This window comes from Corynebacterium sp. KPL2680, assembly GCF_040225675.1.
Classification (GTDB): Bacteria; Actinomycetota; Actinomycetes; order Mycobacteriales; family Mycobacteriaceae; genus Corynebacterium; species Corynebacterium rhinophilum.
In genome coordinates, this window is the sequence record NZ_JBEHFM010000001.1 from 34,667 (window position 1) to 51,120 (window position 16,454).

Annotated in this window: 17 protein-coding genes; 15 read left to right on the plus strand and 2 right to left on the minus strand. The window is 58.3% G+C overall.

All coding sequences use genetic code 11. The annotated features are described in order from the left end of the window. Positions 1 to 157: 157 nt before the first annotated feature. Genes ABRP66_RS00180 through ABRP66_RS00195 form a run of 4 tightly spaced genes read left to right on the plus strand, consistent with a single transcriptional unit; the run spans position 158 to position 2,868 of the window. On the plus strand, positions 158 to 1,618 hold the full coding sequence (locus tag ABRP66_RS00180; protein ID WP_284770084.1) for an acyl-CoA carboxylase subunit beta: 1,461 nt from the start codon (positions 158 to 160) through the stop codon (positions 1,616 to 1,618). A 6-nt stretch (positions 1,619 to 1,624) separates the two neighbouring features. Beyond that, positions 1,625 to 1,834, plus strand: a complete 210-nt coding sequence (locus ABRP66_RS00185) for an acyl-CoA carboxylase subunit epsilon (protein ID WP_284628984.1) — start codon at positions 1,625 to 1,627, stop codon at positions 1,832 to 1,834. Continuing rightward, positions 1,834 to 2,421 carry a Maf family protein gene (locus ABRP66_RS00190; RefSeq protein WP_284770085.1) on the plus strand — a complete coding sequence of 196 codons (588 nt, stop codon included), beginning with the start codon at positions 1,834 to 1,836 and terminating at the stop codon, positions 2,419 to 2,421. The genes ABRP66_RS00185 and ABRP66_RS00190 overlap by 1 nt, the downstream gene beginning before the upstream one ends. A 30-nt stretch (positions 2,422 to 2,451) precedes the next feature. Continuing rightward, a complete protein-coding gene (locus ABRP66_RS00195) occupies positions 2,452 to 2,868 on the plus strand; it encodes a DUF3151 domain-containing protein (protein WP_284770086.1) in 417 nt (138 codons plus the stop codon). 89 nt (positions 2,869 to 2,957) lie between these two features. On the opposite strand, the gene ABRP66_RS00200 is transcribed toward ABRP66_RS00195, so the two are convergent. After that, positions 2,958 to 3,677 carry a DUF4282 domain-containing protein gene (locus ABRP66_RS00200; RefSeq protein ID WP_005281597.1) on the minus strand — a complete coding sequence of 240 codons (720 nt, stop codon included), beginning with the start codon at positions 3,675 to 3,677 and terminating at the stop codon, positions 2,958 to 2,960. 334 nt (positions 3,678 to 4,011) lie between these two features. Between ABRP66_RS00200 and ABRP66_RS00205 the strand changes: the two genes are divergently transcribed. The 6 genes from ABRP66_RS00205 to ABRP66_RS00230 all read left to right on the plus strand — a co-directional run bounded on the left by ABRP66_RS00205 (position 4,012) and on the right by ABRP66_RS00230 (position 10,508). Next, positions 4,012 to 4,875, plus strand: a complete 864-nt coding sequence (locus tag ABRP66_RS00205) for a sulfurtransferase (protein ID WP_284770088.1) — start codon at positions 4,012 to 4,014, stop codon at positions 4,873 to 4,875. Between the two features lie 150 nt (positions 4,876 to 5,025). Beyond that, on the plus strand, positions 5,026 to 6,786 hold the full coding sequence (locus tag ABRP66_RS00210; protein WP_284770089.1) for an acetyl-CoA carboxylase biotin carboxylase subunit: 1,761 nt from the start codon (positions 5,026 to 5,028) through the stop codon (positions 6,784 to 6,786). Between the two features lie 22 nt (positions 6,787 to 6,808). After that, positions 6,809 to 7,267, plus strand: coding sequence for a hypothetical protein (locus ABRP66_RS00215; protein WP_284770090.1), 459 nt, complete (start codon positions 6,809 to 6,811; stop codon positions 7,265 to 7,267). 158 nt (positions 7,268 to 7,425) lie between these two features. Further along, entirely contained in the window at positions 7,426 to 8,931 is a 1,506-nt protein-coding gene (locus ABRP66_RS00220) for an ATP-binding cassette domain-containing protein (protein ID WP_284770091.1), read from the plus strand. Positions 8,932 to 9,018: 87 nt separating this feature from the next. Next, positions 9,019 to 9,387 (plus strand): GntR family transcriptional regulator, encoded by a 369-nt coding sequence (locus tag ABRP66_RS00225; RefSeq protein ID WP_284770092.1) that lies wholly within the window; start codon positions 9,019 to 9,021, stop codon positions 9,385 to 9,387. Then, a complete protein-coding gene (locus ABRP66_RS00230) occupies positions 9,384 to 10,508 on the plus strand; it encodes a DUF1648 domain-containing protein (RefSeq protein WP_284852089.1) in 1,125 nt (374 codons plus the stop codon). Before ABRP66_RS00225 ends, ABRP66_RS00230 begins: the two co-directional genes overlap by 4 nt. Here ABRP66_RS00230 and ABRP66_RS00235 read toward each other — a convergent pair. Continuing rightward, positions 10,505 to 11,791 carry a thymidine phosphorylase gene (locus ABRP66_RS00235; RefSeq protein ID WP_284770094.1) on the minus strand — a complete coding sequence of 429 codons (1,287 nt, stop codon included), beginning with the start codon at positions 11,789 to 11,791 and terminating at the stop codon, positions 10,505 to 10,507. The two genes, ABRP66_RS00230 and ABRP66_RS00235, sit on opposite strands and share 4 nt — an antisense overlap. Positions 11,792 to 12,033: 242 nt before the next feature. Between ABRP66_RS00235 and ABRP66_RS00240 the strand changes: the two genes are divergently transcribed. From ABRP66_RS00240 to ABRP66_RS00260, 5 genes are all read left to right on the plus strand, one after another. Continuing rightward, the gene (locus tag ABRP66_RS00240) at positions 12,034 to 12,435 is read left to right on the plus strand and encodes a cytidine deaminase (RefSeq protein ID WP_284770095.1); all 402 of its coding nucleotides are present in this window, start codon (positions 12,034 to 12,036) and stop codon (positions 12,433 to 12,435) included. Positions 12,436 to 12,468: 33 nt separating this feature from the next. Then, complete coding sequence (locus ABRP66_RS00245; protein ID WP_284781843.1) at positions 12,469 to 13,689, plus strand: NupC/NupG family nucleoside CNT transporter; 1,221 nt, start codon at positions 12,469 to 12,471, stop codon at positions 13,687 to 13,689. Between the two features lie 595 nt (positions 13,690 to 14,284). Then, the gene (locus tag ABRP66_RS00250) at positions 14,285 to 14,866 is read left to right on the plus strand and encodes an ABC transporter ATP-binding protein (RefSeq protein WP_284781844.1); all 582 of its coding nucleotides are present in this window, start codon (positions 14,285 to 14,287) and stop codon (positions 14,864 to 14,866) included. Then, positions 14,863 to 15,885, plus strand: a complete 1,023-nt coding sequence (locus tag ABRP66_RS00255) for an ABC transporter permease (protein WP_284781845.1) — start codon at positions 14,863 to 14,865, stop codon at positions 15,883 to 15,885. The genes ABRP66_RS00250 and ABRP66_RS00255 overlap by 4 nt, the downstream gene beginning before the upstream one ends. 205 nt (positions 15,886 to 16,090) lie before the next feature. Continuing rightward, positions 16,091 to 16,303, plus strand: a complete 213-nt coding sequence (locus tag ABRP66_RS00260; RefSeq protein WP_284781846.1) for a GntR family transcriptional regulator — start codon at positions 16,091 to 16,093, stop codon at positions 16,301 to 16,303. Positions 16,304 to 16,454 lie beyond the last annotated feature (151 nt).

Here is a 16,454-nt window from a genome sequence, read left to right on the forward strand (position 1 = left end):
CTTACCCCCATAAAGGGGAGCTAATATTTCCTAACGCCTGGCAGATACTCCGGTCGCGCTAATGCCGCACCGATAGCGCGCCGCCACCGACACTGTGACGATGCCCAAACCGCACGATTTCCGCATCTTTGGCCTTCCACTAGTAAACTCAGCGCCTATGACTGACCTGAAGACCACCGCTGGCAAGATTGAGGACCTGGACAACAAGCTCGCCGAGTCCCGCGCGCCGTTGGGGGAAGGCGAGCCAGCCGCCCGCACTCGCGTGAATCAGCTGCTCGATGAGGGTTCCTTTGTAGAAACCGATGCACTAGCCCGCCACCGCTCCACCGACTTTGGCCGCGAGCACGATCGCCCGTACACCGATGGCATCGTGACCGGTTACGGCACGATTGATGGGCGTCGCGTGTGCATCTTCAGCCAGGATGCCACCGTCTTTGACGGCACGATGGGTGAGGTTTATGCGGAAAAGCTCACCAAGGTCTATGACCTTGCGCTGAAAACCGGCGTGCCCATCGTCGGCATCTATGATTCCACCGGCCCGCGCGTACAAGAGGGCATCGTCACGCTGGCTGGCTACGCCCGCATCCTCGCCCGCGCGACCGAGGCCTCCGGTCTTATCCCGCAGATCTCCGTGGTGGCCGGGGATACCAGCGGCATTGCGGCATTTGCGCCCACGCTTGCCGATGTCCTCATTGTCACCCACGGCACCAGCCTGCACCAGGCAGCCAGCGACGTGGCCCAAGCGGAACCGGACACCTTTGGCGGTGCCGCAGTCCACGCGCAATCGGGCACCGCGCAGCTCAGCGCCCCAAGCGAGCAAGCAGCCCTCGCCTTGGTCCGCGACGTACTGGCTTACCTGCCGGCTAATAACCGCGCCGAGGCAACGCGCATCGATACGCGCGAGGTCGCCGAGTTTAATCTGGATTCCGTCATCCCGGATTCAGCAGCGGATGCCTATGACATGCGCGAGGTGGTCAACGCGGTCGTCGATAAGGGCTCCTTCTTTGAGCTTTCGGCAGAGGCCGCGCCCAATATCATCACGGGCTTTGCCTTCGTGGATGGCCGCGCTGTGGGCATCGTTGCCAACCAACCGCTGTCCCTCAATGGCGCGCTGGATTCAGCCGCGGTGGAAAAAGCGGCGCGTTTTGTGCGCCTGTGCGATGCCTTCAATACGCCGATCATCGAGTTCGTGGACTCGCCCGGTTTCGTTTCCACGCCGGAGGAAGAAAGGGCCGGTCTTCTGCGTCGGGCGGCGGGGTTTGCGTATGCGCAGGCGGAAGCGAGCGTCGGCAAGCTTACGGTGGTAACCCGCAAGGCCATTGGCCCGGCTTACGCGTTTATGGGCTCTAAGGATCTGGGCGCGGATTTGGTCTATGCCTGGCCGACCGCAGAAATCGCCGTCGCCGAAGCAGCCCAAACCGCGCTGGCCATCTACGGCGATGCGGACAAGCAGGAAGAAATGGACGAGCTCTTCTTGCACCCCTACGCCGCCGCCGAGCGCGGCCTGGCCGATAATGTCATCGAGCCTTCCGCCACCCGCCACTACCTGGTTGAAGGCCTGCGCCTGCTAGAGCGCAAGGTCGTGGCACAAGTACCAAAGAAGCACGGAACTGTTTAGGAAAAGATGTCTGAACCCGAAATCAAAGTCCTGAAGGGAAACCCCACGGAAGAAGAGCGCGCCGCGCTATCGACGGTGCTCAAGCAGATGCAAAAGGACCATTCCGGCGCCTTTGGGGATCGCAACCACTGGGGCAGGCCCGGTGAGCGTTTCGACCACTACGGCGCGCAGCGCGTCTTTAATCCTTCCGCCTTCCACACCGTGCGGTATTACTAATGCGCCTCATTTTGGCCTCACAGTCCCCCTCGCGAGCCTCCATCCTGCGCGGGGCCGGCGTGGAACCGGTGCTCAAGCCCGCCGATATTGACGAGCGCGCCTTGGAAGCCCAATTGGCGGGACGCTCACCTGCCGATACCGTGGCAAAGCTTGCCACCGCCAAGGCCGAGAAGGTAGCCACCCAGTACCCCGACGAGCCAGTTATCGGCGGCGATTCCATGCTGCTATTGGATGACCACTTGCAGGGCAAACCGCACACCATCGACGCCACCATCGAGCGCTGGCACCAACAGGCAGGCCGCACCGCGCAACTGCTTACCGGCCATTGCCTGATTTTTGGCACGCAGCGCCACGTGGAAACCTCCACCACGACCATCCGGTTCGCGGAGGCTTCTGCCACCGATATCGAAGCCTATGCCCGCAGCGGCGAGCCCTTGGAGTGCGCAGGCGCGTTTACCTTGGAGGCCATGGGCGGCTGGTTTATCGATAGCATCGACGGCGATCCTTCTTCTGTCATCGGGCTGTCCCTGCCGGTGGTGCGCCGCGCGCTCTACTCTTTTGGGCTTAACGTTTCTGATTTCTGGTAGGCCCGCACGAGCATCGCTAGAGTGTGTCTTATGGAAATGAAAGACATGCTTGCCCCAGAACCTATAAAGTTGCCCGCCGATCCCGGCACCAAGGACGCGGCCGCACCTGCCACCGGCATCGTAGACCACCCGGATTCCCCGTTGCTGTGGGCCATGCTCGCGGAGCAGGAGCTCGACAAGCTAGAGGGTGCGGATCCCAACGAGTACATCACCGCTTATGCCTACGCCCGCACCGGCTACCACCGCAGTTTGGACCGCCTGCGCGGCAACGGCTGGAAGGGATGGGGCCCAGTCCCCTTCTCCCACGAGCCCAACCAGGGTGTCCTGCGCGCCATTGCCGCCCTCGGACGCGCCGCCAAGGCCATCGGCGAGGACGATGAGTACGACCGCATCCGCCAGATGCTTTCCGATGCCGACCCCGATAGCGTTGCCCAGCTGCTCGACTAAGCCCACACTGCGGCTTATTAGGCCAATATAAAAAGCACATTCTCCCTGTTCAATCCCAGAGGAGAATGTGCTTTTCTTGTAGCTTATGCCTAGTTCAGCCGGTGCAGGATTTCGCGGGTATATTGCGTCGTCCGGATATTTGCGACTGCGAACTCTAAAAAGAGCCTCAAGCCAATGAGCTCGCCAAAGCAGATAAGCGTAACCAAGATGGCGGTGATAATCCCGAACGGACCAAAGAAAACGAATCCTAAAAGTAGGCCCAACAACCACGTGCAGCCAAGGATGATCATGCCGATGACATAAATCGCCGAAGCATAGCCTACGGTGATGAATTTATCGAAGCTGAAGTCCAAGAGGCCGGAGAAGAAGCCATCGGTTGGCGTCTTCGTGCGCGGAGCCTGTGGCGGGAACTGCCCGCTGTTATTCGGATACGCAGTAAATCCTGGCTGCTGCCCATTCGGCGCGTTCCACGCCTGCTGTCCCTGCCAAGAATTGCCCTGTTCTGGATAGGAATGCGGCGGCTGCGCGGGCCCCGGTTGCGCTGGACCCGGTTGCTGCGAGTACTCGGGGTGCTGATAAGCCGCCTGTTCCTGGCCCGATTGCGGGTGCTGCTCTTGGCTGCTTTGCGAGCCTTGTTCCTGGCCAGCCTGCGGGGTGCCATGGGAACCGAAAGCTCGCGCGTCATTGTCCGCAAAAGCACCGAAATCCTCGGTAGTGTCATTGCGCGGACCCTCAGAGAAATCACGGGCAACGAAGCCCTTCGAGAATTCCTCGTTGTCGTTAGTGGTGTTGTCGCTATGATCAGCCATAATCGCAGCCCATATTCCTAGGTCTAGGGAGAAACAGAACGATCTGACTATAGACCTTTTCAGCGCGTGGCGCGGTGTAAACATGATTAAAATTCGCTGCCCCGATTAATCTTCGAGAGCTGCTGGGTGCGCTCCTTAAGTAATGCAGCGGGAAAACTTGTAGAATCGCGGCTCCAAGTAAAAGCACTATTATGTTTAATGCTTTCCCGCCCCCACTTGGCTGTTTTATTGTATGGAATACCACACTACGGCCTCCCAAGTGATCAATTTGGCATTCATCGGGTTAGAGTGGTGGGAGCGAATCATCCCGTTTTATTAGAAAGGCAGGCGGGCAGTGGCAGAAGTAGACCCCTATCCCCCATTCCAGCAATATGCGCACCCAGAGCGGCTTGTCTCCGCTCCGTGGCTGTCTGCGCGCCTGGGCGTTAAAGGGCTGCGCGTCATCGAGGTCGATGAAGACTCCCTTTTGTACGATATCGGGCACATTCCCACGGCCACGCGGATTAATTTCCGCACCGAGCTGTTGAGCTCGCTGACGCGCGACTTTATCAGCGGCGAGGAATTTACCCGCTTGATGCGGGAAAAGGGCATCCACGAAGACGATACCGTTGTTTTGTATGGCGATAAGTCCAATTGGTGGGCGGCCTATGCGCTGTGGGTATTTACCCTCTTTGGACACAAGGATGTTCGCCTTCTCGATGGCGGGCGCGATGCGTGGATGTCAGAAGAACGCGATACCTCCTTCATGGTCCCGGAATTCCCGGAGTCGGATTATCCCGAGGTAACCCGGGACGATTCCGTCCTGCGCGCCTTTGTTTCCGATGTCCGCGAGGCAACTGGTTCCCTGGTTGATACCCGCCCGCCGGAGGAATTCGCGGGTGAGGCGACGGAGTTCGACCCGAATGGAAACTCGCCGTATGGCACGACCATGTGCCACGGCCACATTCCGGGTGCGATCAACTTGGAGTGGGACCGCGCAACCTACCCCAATTCTTGCTTCCGCAACATTGATGACCTCAAGGTCAACTACGGCATGCTGGAGCCGGATACCCCCACCATTTTGTATTCCCACGTGGGCGCGCAGGCCGCGTTTACGTGGTTCGTGCTGACCTACCTTTTGGGCTTTAAAAAGGCGCAGGTCTACGATGGATCATGGTCTGAGTGGGGCAACATGGTCAATATGCCGATTGAAAAGTAGATTTTCGTCCGGTCATTAATTACCCACATCGTGACGATGTGGGTTTATTTTTGTTTAAACGTAACAATTATTGCCAAACGGACGAATTAATATTTTGGTGTGCAACAATAGATCCCGTAGTAAACGAAGTGTATTCAGGAGGTTACTGCCGTGGCAGTAGAAACCAAGAAGATCTCCAAGGTTCTCGTAGCGAACCGAGGTGAGATCGCCGTACGCGTTATTCGTGCTGCTCGCGATGCCGGGATCTCCTCAGTCGCCGTTTATGCCGAGCCGGACGCGCAGGCACCATTCGTCACGCTGGCAGATGAAGCTTTTGCCCTCGGCGGTTCTACCTCTGCGGATTCTTATCTTGTCTTTGACAAGATTCTGGATGCCGCCCACAAATCCGGCGCGGATGCCATCCACCCCGGCTATGGTTTCTTGTCCGAGAATGCCGATTTTGCCCAGGCGGTTATCGATGCCGGACTGACCTGGATTGGACCGCCTCCCCAATCCATCCGCGCGTTGGGCGATAAGGTCACCGCCCGCCACATCGCCGAGCGGGCCGAAGCCCCCATGGCCCCCGGCACCAAGGACCCGGTAGCCAACGCAGACGAGGTCAAAGCCTTCGCGGATGAGCACGGCTTGCCCGTAGCCATCAAGGCGGCATTTGGTGGCGGCGGCCGCGGCATGAAGGTGGCACACACCACTGAAGAGATTCCGGAGCTTTTTGAATCCGCTACCCGCGAGGCCACCACTGCCTTTGGCCGCGGCGAGTGCTTTGTCGAACGCTACCTCGATAAGGCCCGCCACGTTGAGGCCCAGGTCTTGGCGGATAAGCACGGCAATGTTGTGGTCGTCGGCACGCGTGATTGCTCCCTGCAGCGCCGCTTCCAAAAGCTCGTAGAGGAGGCACCGGCGCCTTTCCTAAGCGACGAGCAGCGCGCCTCCATCCACGAATCCGCCAAGCGCATTTGCCGTGAGGCTGACTACTGTGGCGCCGGCACCGTGGAGTATTTGGTCGGTGCCGATGGCCTGATTTCCTTCCTCGAGGTCAATACCCGCCTGCAGGTAGAGCACCCCGTTTCTGAGGAAACTACCGGGCTGGACCTCGTGCGCGAGCAATTCCGGATTGCACAGGGCGAAGAGCTTTCGCTAAGCGAGGACCCAACGCCGCGCGGGCACGCCTTTGAGTTCCGCATCAACGGCGAAGACGCCGCGGCCGGTTTTATGCCTGCCCCTGGCACCATCGTCAAGTACTCCGAGCCGGCCGGCCCAGGAGTGCGCGTGGATTCGGGCGTCATCGAGGGCTCCGTCATCGGCGGGCAATTCGATTCCATGCTGGCCAAGCTCATTGTCTGGGGTCCGGACCGCGAAACCGCCCTGCGGCGCTCTGCCCGCGCCCTGTCTGAATACCAGGTTGAGGGCCTGCCCACCGTGCTGCCCTTTGACAGGGCCATCGTCGCCGATCCCGCCTTTACCGCGGAAAATGGTTCCTTCGATGTCTACACCAAGTGGATTGAGGAGGCCTGGGATAACCAGCTGCCGCCGCACGATGATTCCACCGATGCGGAAGCCGGCGCACCCGAGGCCTCCCAGGTTCACACCGTGGAAATCGATGGCCGCCGCATCGAGGTGGCCTTGCCCGCCACCTTTGGCATTACTGGCGCGCGCAAGCGGAAAAAGCGCAAGGGTGCCGGCGCCAAGGCCGCAGTGTCCGGCGATGCCGTGACCGCACCGATGCAGGGAACAGTCATCAAGGTCAACGTAGAAGAGGGCCAAGAGGTAGAAGAGGGCGATATCGTCCTGGTCCTTGAGGCAATGAAGATGGAAAACCCCGTCAAGGCCCACAAGTCCGGCACCGTGACCGGCTTGGCGGTCGAGGCCGGCTCGTCCACCACCAAGGGCGCGCAGCTGCTGGAAATTAAGTAGCCGCGCCAGCTAGCCTGGTAGAATGACTGATTCTTCTCTTGGTGTTCGCTTGGCCAAGGAAAAGGACCGCGACTACCTTGCGGGCCTCTTCCCCTCCCATATCGCAGACTGGTCCCCCATCGTTGATGGCGGCGTCATCGCCTTGCCCCTTGCCGCCAATGAGGATCCAACTGTAGAGCCCGTGGGGGCCGCGCTCCTGCGCTACTACCCCGCCGCCACCAAGGGCCCAGCCTTCCTTGGGGACTCGGGCGCTGACCCGCTTGACGATGCCACCTGGCTCACCCCCTTCGATCCCGAGGACATCCCCGAGCTCATCGTCGCCACGAATGGCACCGACGACGAGGCTTCCCGCGCCCACGACCTGCTCGTTGCCAACGCTACAGACCTCGCGGCCGAGCAAACCGCCCCCGGCATCGCGTCCGCCACGCCACTACCGGGGTTCGAGGAGCTCACCCAGGGTAAGTTCTTCCGCCGCTTCTAATCTGGCGTCTGTCTCTTGCAGGCCTCCGGTTCCTGCAAGAGATGAATTTTAGCTAGGGCTCTTGTGTTCTGCACCACAGCTGCTATTGTTGAAAGCTATGAAGATTTCCGCCTAATACGACGTCCCTTGCACACTCGTTCTTTAAAGGTGGATTCTTCATGCCGATTTCTCTTTCTCAACTCAGCCTGTCCTGGCCAGACAGCACGCCCTGCTTTTCTCAACTTTCCGCAACAATCCCTGACTCGGTTACTGGGATGATTGGCGATAATGGATCCGGAAAATCAACCCTTGCTAAGGTCCTGTCCCACCAGATCGCACCATCCTCGGGCACATTCTCGGCACCAGAAGTCACGTACCTAGACCAAGATCTTGGTCTACATGACTCTTTAACCATCGCCGACGTTTTTGGCGCAGCGGAAACGATTGCCGCGCTCCACGCACTAGAAGCGGGAAATTACTCCGAGGAGCTGCTGAAGATTATTGGCACCGACTGGGATATCGAAGACAGGATTCATGCGTGCCTTCATAATGCTGGCATCCCCTACCCACTAGATCGCACCATCGGCACGATTTCCGGGGGCGAAGCGGTGACCATCGCGTTAAACGCCGCGTTTTTTGATCACCCGGACTTTGTCATCCTCGATGAGCCAACCAATAACCTTGACGCGGAAGGAAAGTCCAAGGTCACCGAGCTTATTTCCAGTTCTTCTACGCCCATGCTCGTCATCTCCCATGACCTAGACCTGCTCTCCCATGTCGAGTACATTGCAGAGCTCTACGCGGGAGATTTGAGATTATTTTCCGGAAATTATCACGCTTACCGGGAGGCGATAGACAACGAACAGCGCGTTGCTGAAGCAGAAACTCGCGAGGCCAAAGCCGAACACCGCAAGCAAGTGCGCGAGCGCGAGGCAATGCAGGTGCGCATTTCCAGGGATAAGCGCCGCGGCAAAGCCTTTTCCCACAACAACCGGAAACCCGGGCTAGCAATGGGAAACGACAAGAATCGCTCCCAAAATACCGCGGCTAAGCGCTCAGCTCAGGCATCAGGGTCAGTGAAGGAAGCATTTGACGCCTATCAAGCTGCACAAAATAAGATCCGCCCAGACGAACACGTCCACCTCGACCTCCCGGGCACTCAGTTGCCCAATGGCACACGTGTGCTCACCAGCAGCATCGTGGACTTAACCGGCCCTGAACATGTACGCCTTATGGGACCAAATGGCAGCGGGAAAACCACATTTCTTAATAAGGTTGTGCGCGGTGACGTTGAGTACAGCTTGGACTGTGGATATTTGCGGCAGAAAATCACCTTGCCAGAAGATCGCACTCTTTTAGAGATGGTCACGGAGGCCAATCCCACTGCTCACCCACAATTTCTCCGCGATCAACTGGCACAGCTACTATTTCGCGATGACCAAGTGCACCGCCGCACCGGCCAGCTATCCGGCGGCGAACGCTTCCGCGCGGAATTTGCCCGGGTGCTTTTGGCCGAGCCCAGCCCTCAATTCCTCTTGCTTGATGAGCCCACCAATAATTTGGATATCACCACCATAAAGTGGCTCGTGCAGATTCTTGAGTCCTACGAGGGCGCATACTTGTTGGTCAGCCACGATGAGGGTTTCTGCAAGGAACTCAACTTAACCTCGCAGGTTCATATCTAGGTATCTTAGCCTCCATTCTGTATTACTTTTACTGACACAGATTGTGCTACTATTAGTAGTACAAAAAATAGTGGAAGGAGGTAGCTCATGCTCATCACTCTCAACCCTGACACGGATGTGCCGGTCTTCCAGCAAATTCACGATGAACTCGTGTTGGCCATCGCCCGCGGGCAACTGCTTGCTGGCGAAAAGCTCGATCCCGTGCGCCATGTCGCCGCGGATATTGGCATCAACCCAGCCACCGTGAAACACGCCTATGACCTGCTCGTGGCTGATGGCCTCGTCGAAACTGCGGGCCGGTCGGGGTCAATCGTTCGACTCGGCGCGCACACCGCGGCGCAAGAACAGCAGGTACGGCAACGCCTTCACCGCGTGGCGGCGCTTGCCCGCGCCCAGGGCTTTTCCACCGATGAGCTCCACGGCTATCTCGACTCCACACTGAAGGAGCTATCATGATTCTCACCATCCTCATGGCCGCCACTACGCTGGCCATAACGTGGATAATGACCACAATCCCGGCGCTGGCGGCACAAGGTGCCCCGCTCGGCGTTCGCGTTCCCCAAAGCCACCTTTCTGATCCGGTTGTGGTCGACGCAATTTCCGGTTTCAAAACCCGGACGTGGATTGTGGGCATCGCCGCGACGGTTATCTCGCTTTTCTACGTTAACCATTCATGGGTGGCGGCCTTGTCTTCCCTGTTGGTCATTATCGGCAGCACGTGGGCCTATCTCTCGCAGCGCCGCCACATCATCGCGGCTAAGAAGGACGGTGGCTGGTTCGACGGGGTAGAAACCGCGGTCAGTGCCCGAGTAGCGGGGCGAGACGCCGACGCTGTGCAGGATATTGATGTACCAACCCCATCTTTTCCCTGGCTCACCATGCTAGGTTCCTTGTTGGTCATCATCGCCGGCGCGCTCATCGTCGCTGCCCACTGGTCCGATATCCCCGATCCCGTCCCAGTACACTGGGATGACTCTATGGAGCCCGATAGCTGGAGCGATAAATCCATCGGCAGCGTCTTTTTCATCACGTTCATCGCGCTGGGAGTATGGCTGCTTTTCGCCGGCATCTGCTGGCTTATCCAACGCACCGCGGTTCAGCCACGCTCGGAGCGCTCCATCAAGGCGCGGCTACGGAATCAAGCAAACCTTGCAGCCTCCAACGAAGCGATGGGCACCCTGCTGCTTCTCATGTCTCTCGGGCTGTCGTTTATACAGATCACCAGCCCAGTACCCGGCTACCAGGACCTGGCTGGGCTCTCCTTTATCACCATGGTGGTGATGACCATTAGCGGCACCATAGCCATCGTGGCGATGATCCTGCGCGCCCAATCGCAGCTCGAGGAACAGCTGCGCGGGGTGAAATTTCCGGATAGCGACAAAGAATCCCCCGATAATGACGAGCATTATAAGTGGGGGATCCTGTACTACAATCCCGATGACCCAGCGGTGCTGGTGGACAAGCGCCTAGGCGTCGGAGTGTCCTTCAACTACGCCACGTGGCAGGCGAAGGTCTTCCTCGCCGTCATGGCGATCATCATCATCGGGTCGATTGCGCTTCCGTTAATTCTGATTTAACCAATGCGGTCCAGGATGATCTGGCGCTCCTTATCCAGCGGGGCGTCCGTAATCTTAAAGCTCTGCTGCAAAGTCTCGAGGGAACGCTCGAAGCGCTCCGGAGTCTCCGTGTGCAGGGTGAAAAGCTTTTGACCCTTAGATACCTTCTCACCCTTGACTGCGTGCAATTCGATGCCCGCGGTCGCCTGTACTGGGTCTTCCTTCCGCGCGCGGCCCGCGCCCAAGCGCCAGGAGCTTACACCGACGGACAGGGCATCGAGTTCGGTCAGGTAGCCATCGGATTCAACAATGACATCGTGGGTATGCGTCGCCACAGGAAGCTTGGCGTCTGGGTCGCCGCCCTGTGCCTTAATCATTTGCTTCCACTTGTCCATAGCGCGGCCATCCTTGAGCGCCTTTTCCACGTCGGCATCGTGCACGCCAGCTGCTTCCAGCATCTCGCGCGCAAGTGCCAGGGTCAGCTCGACGACATCGCTTGGCCCGCCGCCGGCTAGGACCTCGACGGATTCTTCAACTTCGAGCGCGTTGCCCACCTTGCGGCCCAAAGGGGTGGACATATCCGTTAACAGTGCAGTGGTGGCGGTGCCGGCATCATTGCCCAAGTCCACCATGGTCTGCGCCAGCTCGCGGGCCAAGGTCTCATCCTTCATAAAGGCGCCGGAGCCCACTTTGACATCGAGGACCAGCGACGAGGTACCTTCCGCGATCTTCTTCGACATGATGGAGGAAGCAATAAGCGGAATGGCCTCAACGGTGGAGGTGATATCGCGCAGGGCATAGATCTTCTTGTCCGCGGGCGCTAGTCCAGAGCCTGCCGCGCAGATGATGCAGCCCGGATCCTCCAGGATTTCCATCAATCGCTCATTGGAAATATCCGCCTGCCAGCCCGGGATGGCTTCCAGCTTGTCCAGGGTGCCACCGGTGTGGCCCAAGCCGCGGCCAGAAAGCTGCGGGACCGCCACGCCAAAGGCGGCAACGAGAGGCGCGAGCGGCAGCGTGATCTTATCGCCAACGCCACCGGTGGAGTGCTTGTCCGCGGTCTTCTTGGACAAGGACTCAAAGCTCATCGTCTCACCGGAGGCAATCATCGCCTTAGTCCACTGCGAGATTTCCTCGCGGTTCATGCCGTTGAGGAAAATCGCCATGTTGAGTGCGGTCATCTGCTCATCGCCCACGACCCCGCGCGTATAGGCATCGATGACCCAATCGATTTCCTCCGGGCTAAATACCCCCTTGTCGCGCTTGGTACGAATAACATCTACCGCATCGAATTTCTCAGCCATGACGACTCCTCCTGTAATGATTTGGACACCGAAACATACAAGCACATGATGTGATTTACCACACTATATATAGTGGTTGTACACTCCACCACGTCCAATTATCATTCCCTATAGAACAGATGTCAATGAGTGTTTTTCTTTTTGTTCTAATAGAGGATTAACCCAATCTCTCTTCCCCCGTAGAAAGAAAGTCCATACCGCAATGAACGCCACCCCGGATTCGCCCCCCTACCGATGCCGAATTGCTCAGCCTCGCAGAAGAAGCAGCCCACCACGCCTGGGCGCCTTATTCCTCTTTCCCAGTCGGTGCGGCTTTGCTGCTTGCCGATGGCCGCATTGTCACCGGCTCCAATGTCGAAAACGCCTCCAGCCCGCTAGGCATTTGCGCCGAGCGCAATGCCGCCGCCCACGTGGTCACCACCGCCGACGTGACGGCTACCGATGGCCACTTGCCCAGCATTCCGCAGATTAAAGCCGTCGCTATTATCGGCTTAAAGTCTGCACCTTGCTACCCTTGTGGCGCCTGCCGCCAGGTCCTGCGGGAGTTTAACTGCGAGCGCGTCATCGTTTCCGTAGATGGAAAGCCCCGTAGCCATGACTTTGCCGAGATCCTCCCCCATTCCTTTGGCCCAGAGTCACTCTAACTAAAAAGTCCCTTCAAAGAACGGTCAGAAAATATGGAACGCTTACAAGGATTGCTCGGCATCATTGCCATTCTTGCAGTGATCTACGTCCTGTCGAGCTCGCGTAAAAATATCAAGTGGCGCACCATTGGTGTGGGCCTTGTCCTGCAGGTGGTCTTCTGTTTCTTAGTCCTCGCGTGGGATCCTGGATTCAAAGCCCTCAAGGGCATCGCCAATGGGCTGACAAAGCTCACGGAATTTACCAACGAGGGCACCCAATTCGTCTTCGGTGGACTCTTCGGTGACGACTTCGTCTTTGCCCTCAATGTACTGCCCGTGATCATCTTCTTGGGTGCCATCATCGCCGCCCTGTACTACCTCCGGGTTATCCAGTACTTCGTGGAATACGTCGGCTCCGCCATCAAGTGGCTCATGGGCACCTCCAAGGTGGAATCCGTCTGGGCCACCACCGTGATCTTCCTCGGGCAATCCGAGGCCCCACTGGTGATTAAACCCTACCTTCCCAAGCTCACCCGATCCGAGCTTTATACCTGTATGGTCGGCGGCTTTGCCTCCGTGGCCGGATCCACGTTGATCGGCTATTCGCTCTTGGGCGCGCCCCTGGAATACTTGCTCGCCGCATCGCTCATGAATGCGCCGGGCTCCCTGCTCGTCGCCAAGGGCCTTATGCCAGAGACGGAAGAGACGAACCTCGACGCCACCGTTAAAGACGTCCGCGATACCGAATCTAAAAACATCATTGACGCCATCAGTAGCGGTGCCATGGCCGGCGGTAAGATCGCCATCTCGGTTGCCTGCTTGCTCATCGCCTTCATCGCCTCGATCGTGATGCTCTCTGCCATCCTCGGCGGCATTGGTTCCCTCTTCGGTCAAGATAACTGGTCGCTGGAAGGCCTCTTCGGCATCATCTTCGCCCCAGTGGCCTGGCTTATCGGTACGCCTTGGAACGAGGCCCTCGAGGTGGGTAACTTCATCGGCCAAAAGACCATCCTCAACGAGTTCGTTGGCTACACCGCATTCGGTGAAAGCGTCGATGAGCTCAGCGATAAGGCCGTCTTGATCTCCTCCTTCGCCCTCGCTGGCTTCGCCAACCTGTCGTCCATCGGCATCCAGATTGGCTCCATCGGTGGCCTCATCCCTGAGCGCCGCGGTGAAGTAGCAAAACTTGGCCCGCGCGCACTCTTCGGTGGCTTCCTTACCAATATGCTCAATGCCGCCATCGTCGGCGTCATCGTTGCACCAATGGTTCTCTAACCCGCCCGGCCAGATTCGATAACTAATCACGCCAAAATTTCCCAAAAGCAACCGCGTTTCCACAAAAATCAGGGCCGAAAATGGCCAAACGCGGTTGCTTTTAGACGTTTCCGCGAACTAGGTATGCAGCGACACAATTAATTGGTTGCGTCCTCTAGCTTTATACACCTTGAACCGTACGGAGTTTGTGTCAGCTCACGGCGCAGACGAGCATTCTCAGCGCGAAGATCGGGCTAGCTTAGCCCATCGGAGGATCCTCGGCGTTCGCGCTCATTTTGCCCCACCGGCCTAAAAGAACCTCGGCAGTGGGAGTGTCTAATGGTTTGTGTGTGGCAATCTATCCCGAATCAAATACTGGGCTCGACGAGAAAGAGAAACCTGTGATCCGATTCGCCATGAGAGATTACGGCACCCTAAAACCTCTAGACAGGCTCTTGTGACTTACATGCCAGGCACAAGGAGCCAAGCCCATCAATAGAACAGGAACGCACAATCATACCCAAGGTTTTAATCCAAGATTACTTCCTGAAACAATTGAATCGCATCAAAGCTACCGCCCCCTAGGGCCAGCCACCTGTCTGCTAACCTGGCAACGATGTTGACAATAGATGCAGACTACGGACATTCCGCCGCCTTGGGGCACCTCAATCGCAGCTTTAATGCCGGTCGCGTATACGGCCTAAAAGGCCCGAATGGTGCGGGTAAATCTACGCTGCTGCAGACGTTGAGCGGCGAGATTGCCCCACTAAATGGCACCGTTTTCATCGACGGTGCCGCGCCCGGTAGCGCTGCGGCGGCCGGTTCCGTCATCTCCGTCGGGGACCCAGTCTTCCTCCCCGATCTCACCGTGGGTGAGCACTTTAGCTTGCTATCCCGCCGCTCCGGCGTAAACTTTGCCGAGGTCCATGAGCTCTGGGCCATCGACGACGCCATCCGGAACTCCACTGTCAGCAGCCTTTCTTCTGGCCAGCGCCAGCGGGTCTACCTCGCAGCCCAGCTTTATCAGCCGGCCAAAGCCTTGCTTATCGACGAACCCGAGCGCCACCTCGACCACACCTGGACCGCCTTCTTGGCCGAGGAGCTACGCCACCTGGCAGCCAATGGCCGCTGTGTGGTGCTCGCTTCCCATTCTCCGGCCATCTTCGCTGCCTGCGACGAAGTAGTGAAGATTTCATGAAACTTCTCTCCACAGCTTCCTCAGCCATCTATTACGCCTTCATCGCGGCACTTATCGCGAGCGTCAGCGTCTACGCCTGGCACAATGCTGCAGCGCTTCTGCCCTCGCTAGCACAGCGCACGGCCGCTGCTCTGCCCGCAACCGCGACCATTGGTGCCGGGCTCGGCTCGCTCGCCCTCATCGTCCTCCTCGAGGCGCTCTATCCGCTGCGCAGCCTTTCGCTCGGGCGTTGGGTCTATGCGGATAGGCCGCGGGGGCGCATGGGAGGCGTCGATAAGCTGTCTATTGCCCAGCTCGCCGGCGTGAGCCTCCTAGGTCTTGCCCTGTGTGCATCGCTGCATCTTCCACTCTATGCGGCGATAACCCTCCCCCTGCTGCGGTTTGCCATCGGCTGGCGATCCTTCGAACTCGCCTCGCTCCTCCGCGCGGGCCGTACCCGTGCCATCGGCTCGTCCTCCTTTGGGCTACTGGATTCTGAGGTTTCTGCCGATGCTATCGCCTCCCAATCCGCTCGCCTGCGCCCGCGCTCACATGCCACGGCTTCGCTCAGTCTCCTCTTTGCTCGGCGCCTGTTTCGCCGGTGGTACATCCCCCTCGGTGCGGTCGCCGTCATGGGACTGACCCTAGCGCTAGCACCTCAGCTCGGCGGCCTTGCTCTTATTGGATTTGCTGCCGCTTGGACCATTGTCGGCGCCGCTACTGGCCGCGCCGCCTCCTTCGGCCGCATCGTCGATGGTGCGTGGCCCGACTGGGGACTGCCACTGGCTGCCACCGCAGGTGCTGCCGTTGTCGGCACCGCCTTCATCGCCACCGTGTGGAAGCTGTCCCTGTTCACGCTCGCAGCATGTTGTTTGGGGCTTAGTTACACCGCTTTTAAGCGCTCCCGTCCCGCACGCGTTACCACCATGAATATCATCGATACCGGCGGCTTCGGCGCCTCCTTCTCTCCCGAGGTCTTCGGTTACTTCATGCGCGGGAGCTACGGTATTGCTGCCATCGCTGGGGCCCTTTTTCTCTAGTCTCCCTGCCCCGCAACCCAGGTACGTCACTGCATTAAGTCGCAGGTACCTGGGATTCTTTTTGCCCTCTTTTCTGTACCACATAAAATAATACAGCTTGTGTTACAGCAAGTAATACAGAAAAAGATTGGAGGTGACAGATGTTCATTACCCTTCACCCCGAATCTGACGTCCCCGTTTTCAACAGATTCACGATGAAATCGTTTTGGCTATCGCTCGCGGACAGCTTTCCGATGGCGACAAGCTAGATCCCGTCCGCCGCGTTGCCAAGGATATAGGCATTAACCCTGCCACCGTGAAGAAGGCATACGACCTCTTGGTTTCCGAGGACCTTGTAAAACCGCCGGACGCTCCGGCTCCATCGTCAGGCCTGGTGCTCGCACCACCGCGCAAGAAAAACAACTGGAAGAGCAATTAAGCCGCATAGTCGCACTCGCCCGCGCCCAAGGCTTTAGCCCAGATGAGCTCCACGCTCGACTCAGCTCCACCCTTAATGACCTGGAAGTATCACCATGATTTTCACACTCATAATGGCCGCCACCACCCTGGTTATCACCTGGATCATGGCC

What these genes read in the sequence shown, in the direction of transcription:
- ABRP66_RS00180 (WP_284770084.1), top strand. Translation starts at nt 158, where the DNA reads ATGACTGACCTGAAGACCACCGCTGGCAAGATTGAGGACCTGGACAAC.
- ABRP66_RS00185 (WP_284628984.1), top strand. Translation starts at nt 1,625, where the DNA reads ATGTCTGAACCCGAAATCAAAGTCCTGAAGGGAAACCCCACGGAAGAA.
- ABRP66_RS00190 (WP_284770085.1), top strand. Translation starts at nt 1,834, where the DNA reads ATGCGCCTCATTTTGGCCTCACAGTCCCCCTCGCGAGCCTCCATCCTG.
- ABRP66_RS00195 (WP_284770086.1), top strand. Translation starts at nt 2,452, where the DNA reads ATGGAAATGAAAGACATGCTTGCCCCAGAACCTATAAAGTTGCCCGCC.
- ABRP66_RS00200 (WP_005281597.1), bottom strand. Translation starts at nt 3,677, where the DNA reads ATGGCTGATCATAGCGACAACACCACTAACGACAACGAGGAATTCTCG.
- ABRP66_RS00215 (WP_284770090.1), top strand. Translation starts at nt 6,809, where the DNA reads ATGACTGATTCTTCTCTTGGTGTTCGCTTGGCCAAGGAAAAGGACCGC.
- ABRP66_RS00220 (WP_284770091.1), top strand. Translation starts at nt 7,426, where the DNA reads ATGCCGATTTCTCTTTCTCAACTCAGCCTGTCCTGGCCAGACAGCACG.
- ABRP66_RS00225 (WP_284770092.1), top strand. Translation starts at nt 9,019, where the DNA reads ATGCTCATCACTCTCAACCCTGACACGGATGTGCCGGTCTTCCAGCAA.
- ABRP66_RS00230 (WP_284852089.1), top strand. Translation starts at nt 9,384, where the DNA reads ATGATTCTCACCATCCTCATGGCCGCCACTACGCTGGCCATAACGTGG.
- ABRP66_RS00235 (WP_284770094.1), bottom strand. Translation starts at nt 11,791, where the DNA reads ATGGCTGAGAAATTCGATGCGGTAGATGTTATTCGTACCAAGCGCGAC.
- ABRP66_RS00245 (WP_284781843.1), top strand. Translation starts at nt 12,469, where the DNA reads ATGGAACGCTTACAAGGATTGCTCGGCATCATTGCCATTCTTGCAGTG.
- ABRP66_RS00250 (WP_284781844.1), top strand. Translation starts at nt 14,285, where the DNA reads ATGTTGACAATAGATGCAGACTACGGACATTCCGCCGCCTTGGGGCAC.
- ABRP66_RS00255 (WP_284781845.1), top strand. Translation starts at nt 14,863, where the DNA reads ATGAAACTTCTCTCCACAGCTTCCTCAGCCATCTATTACGCCTTCATC.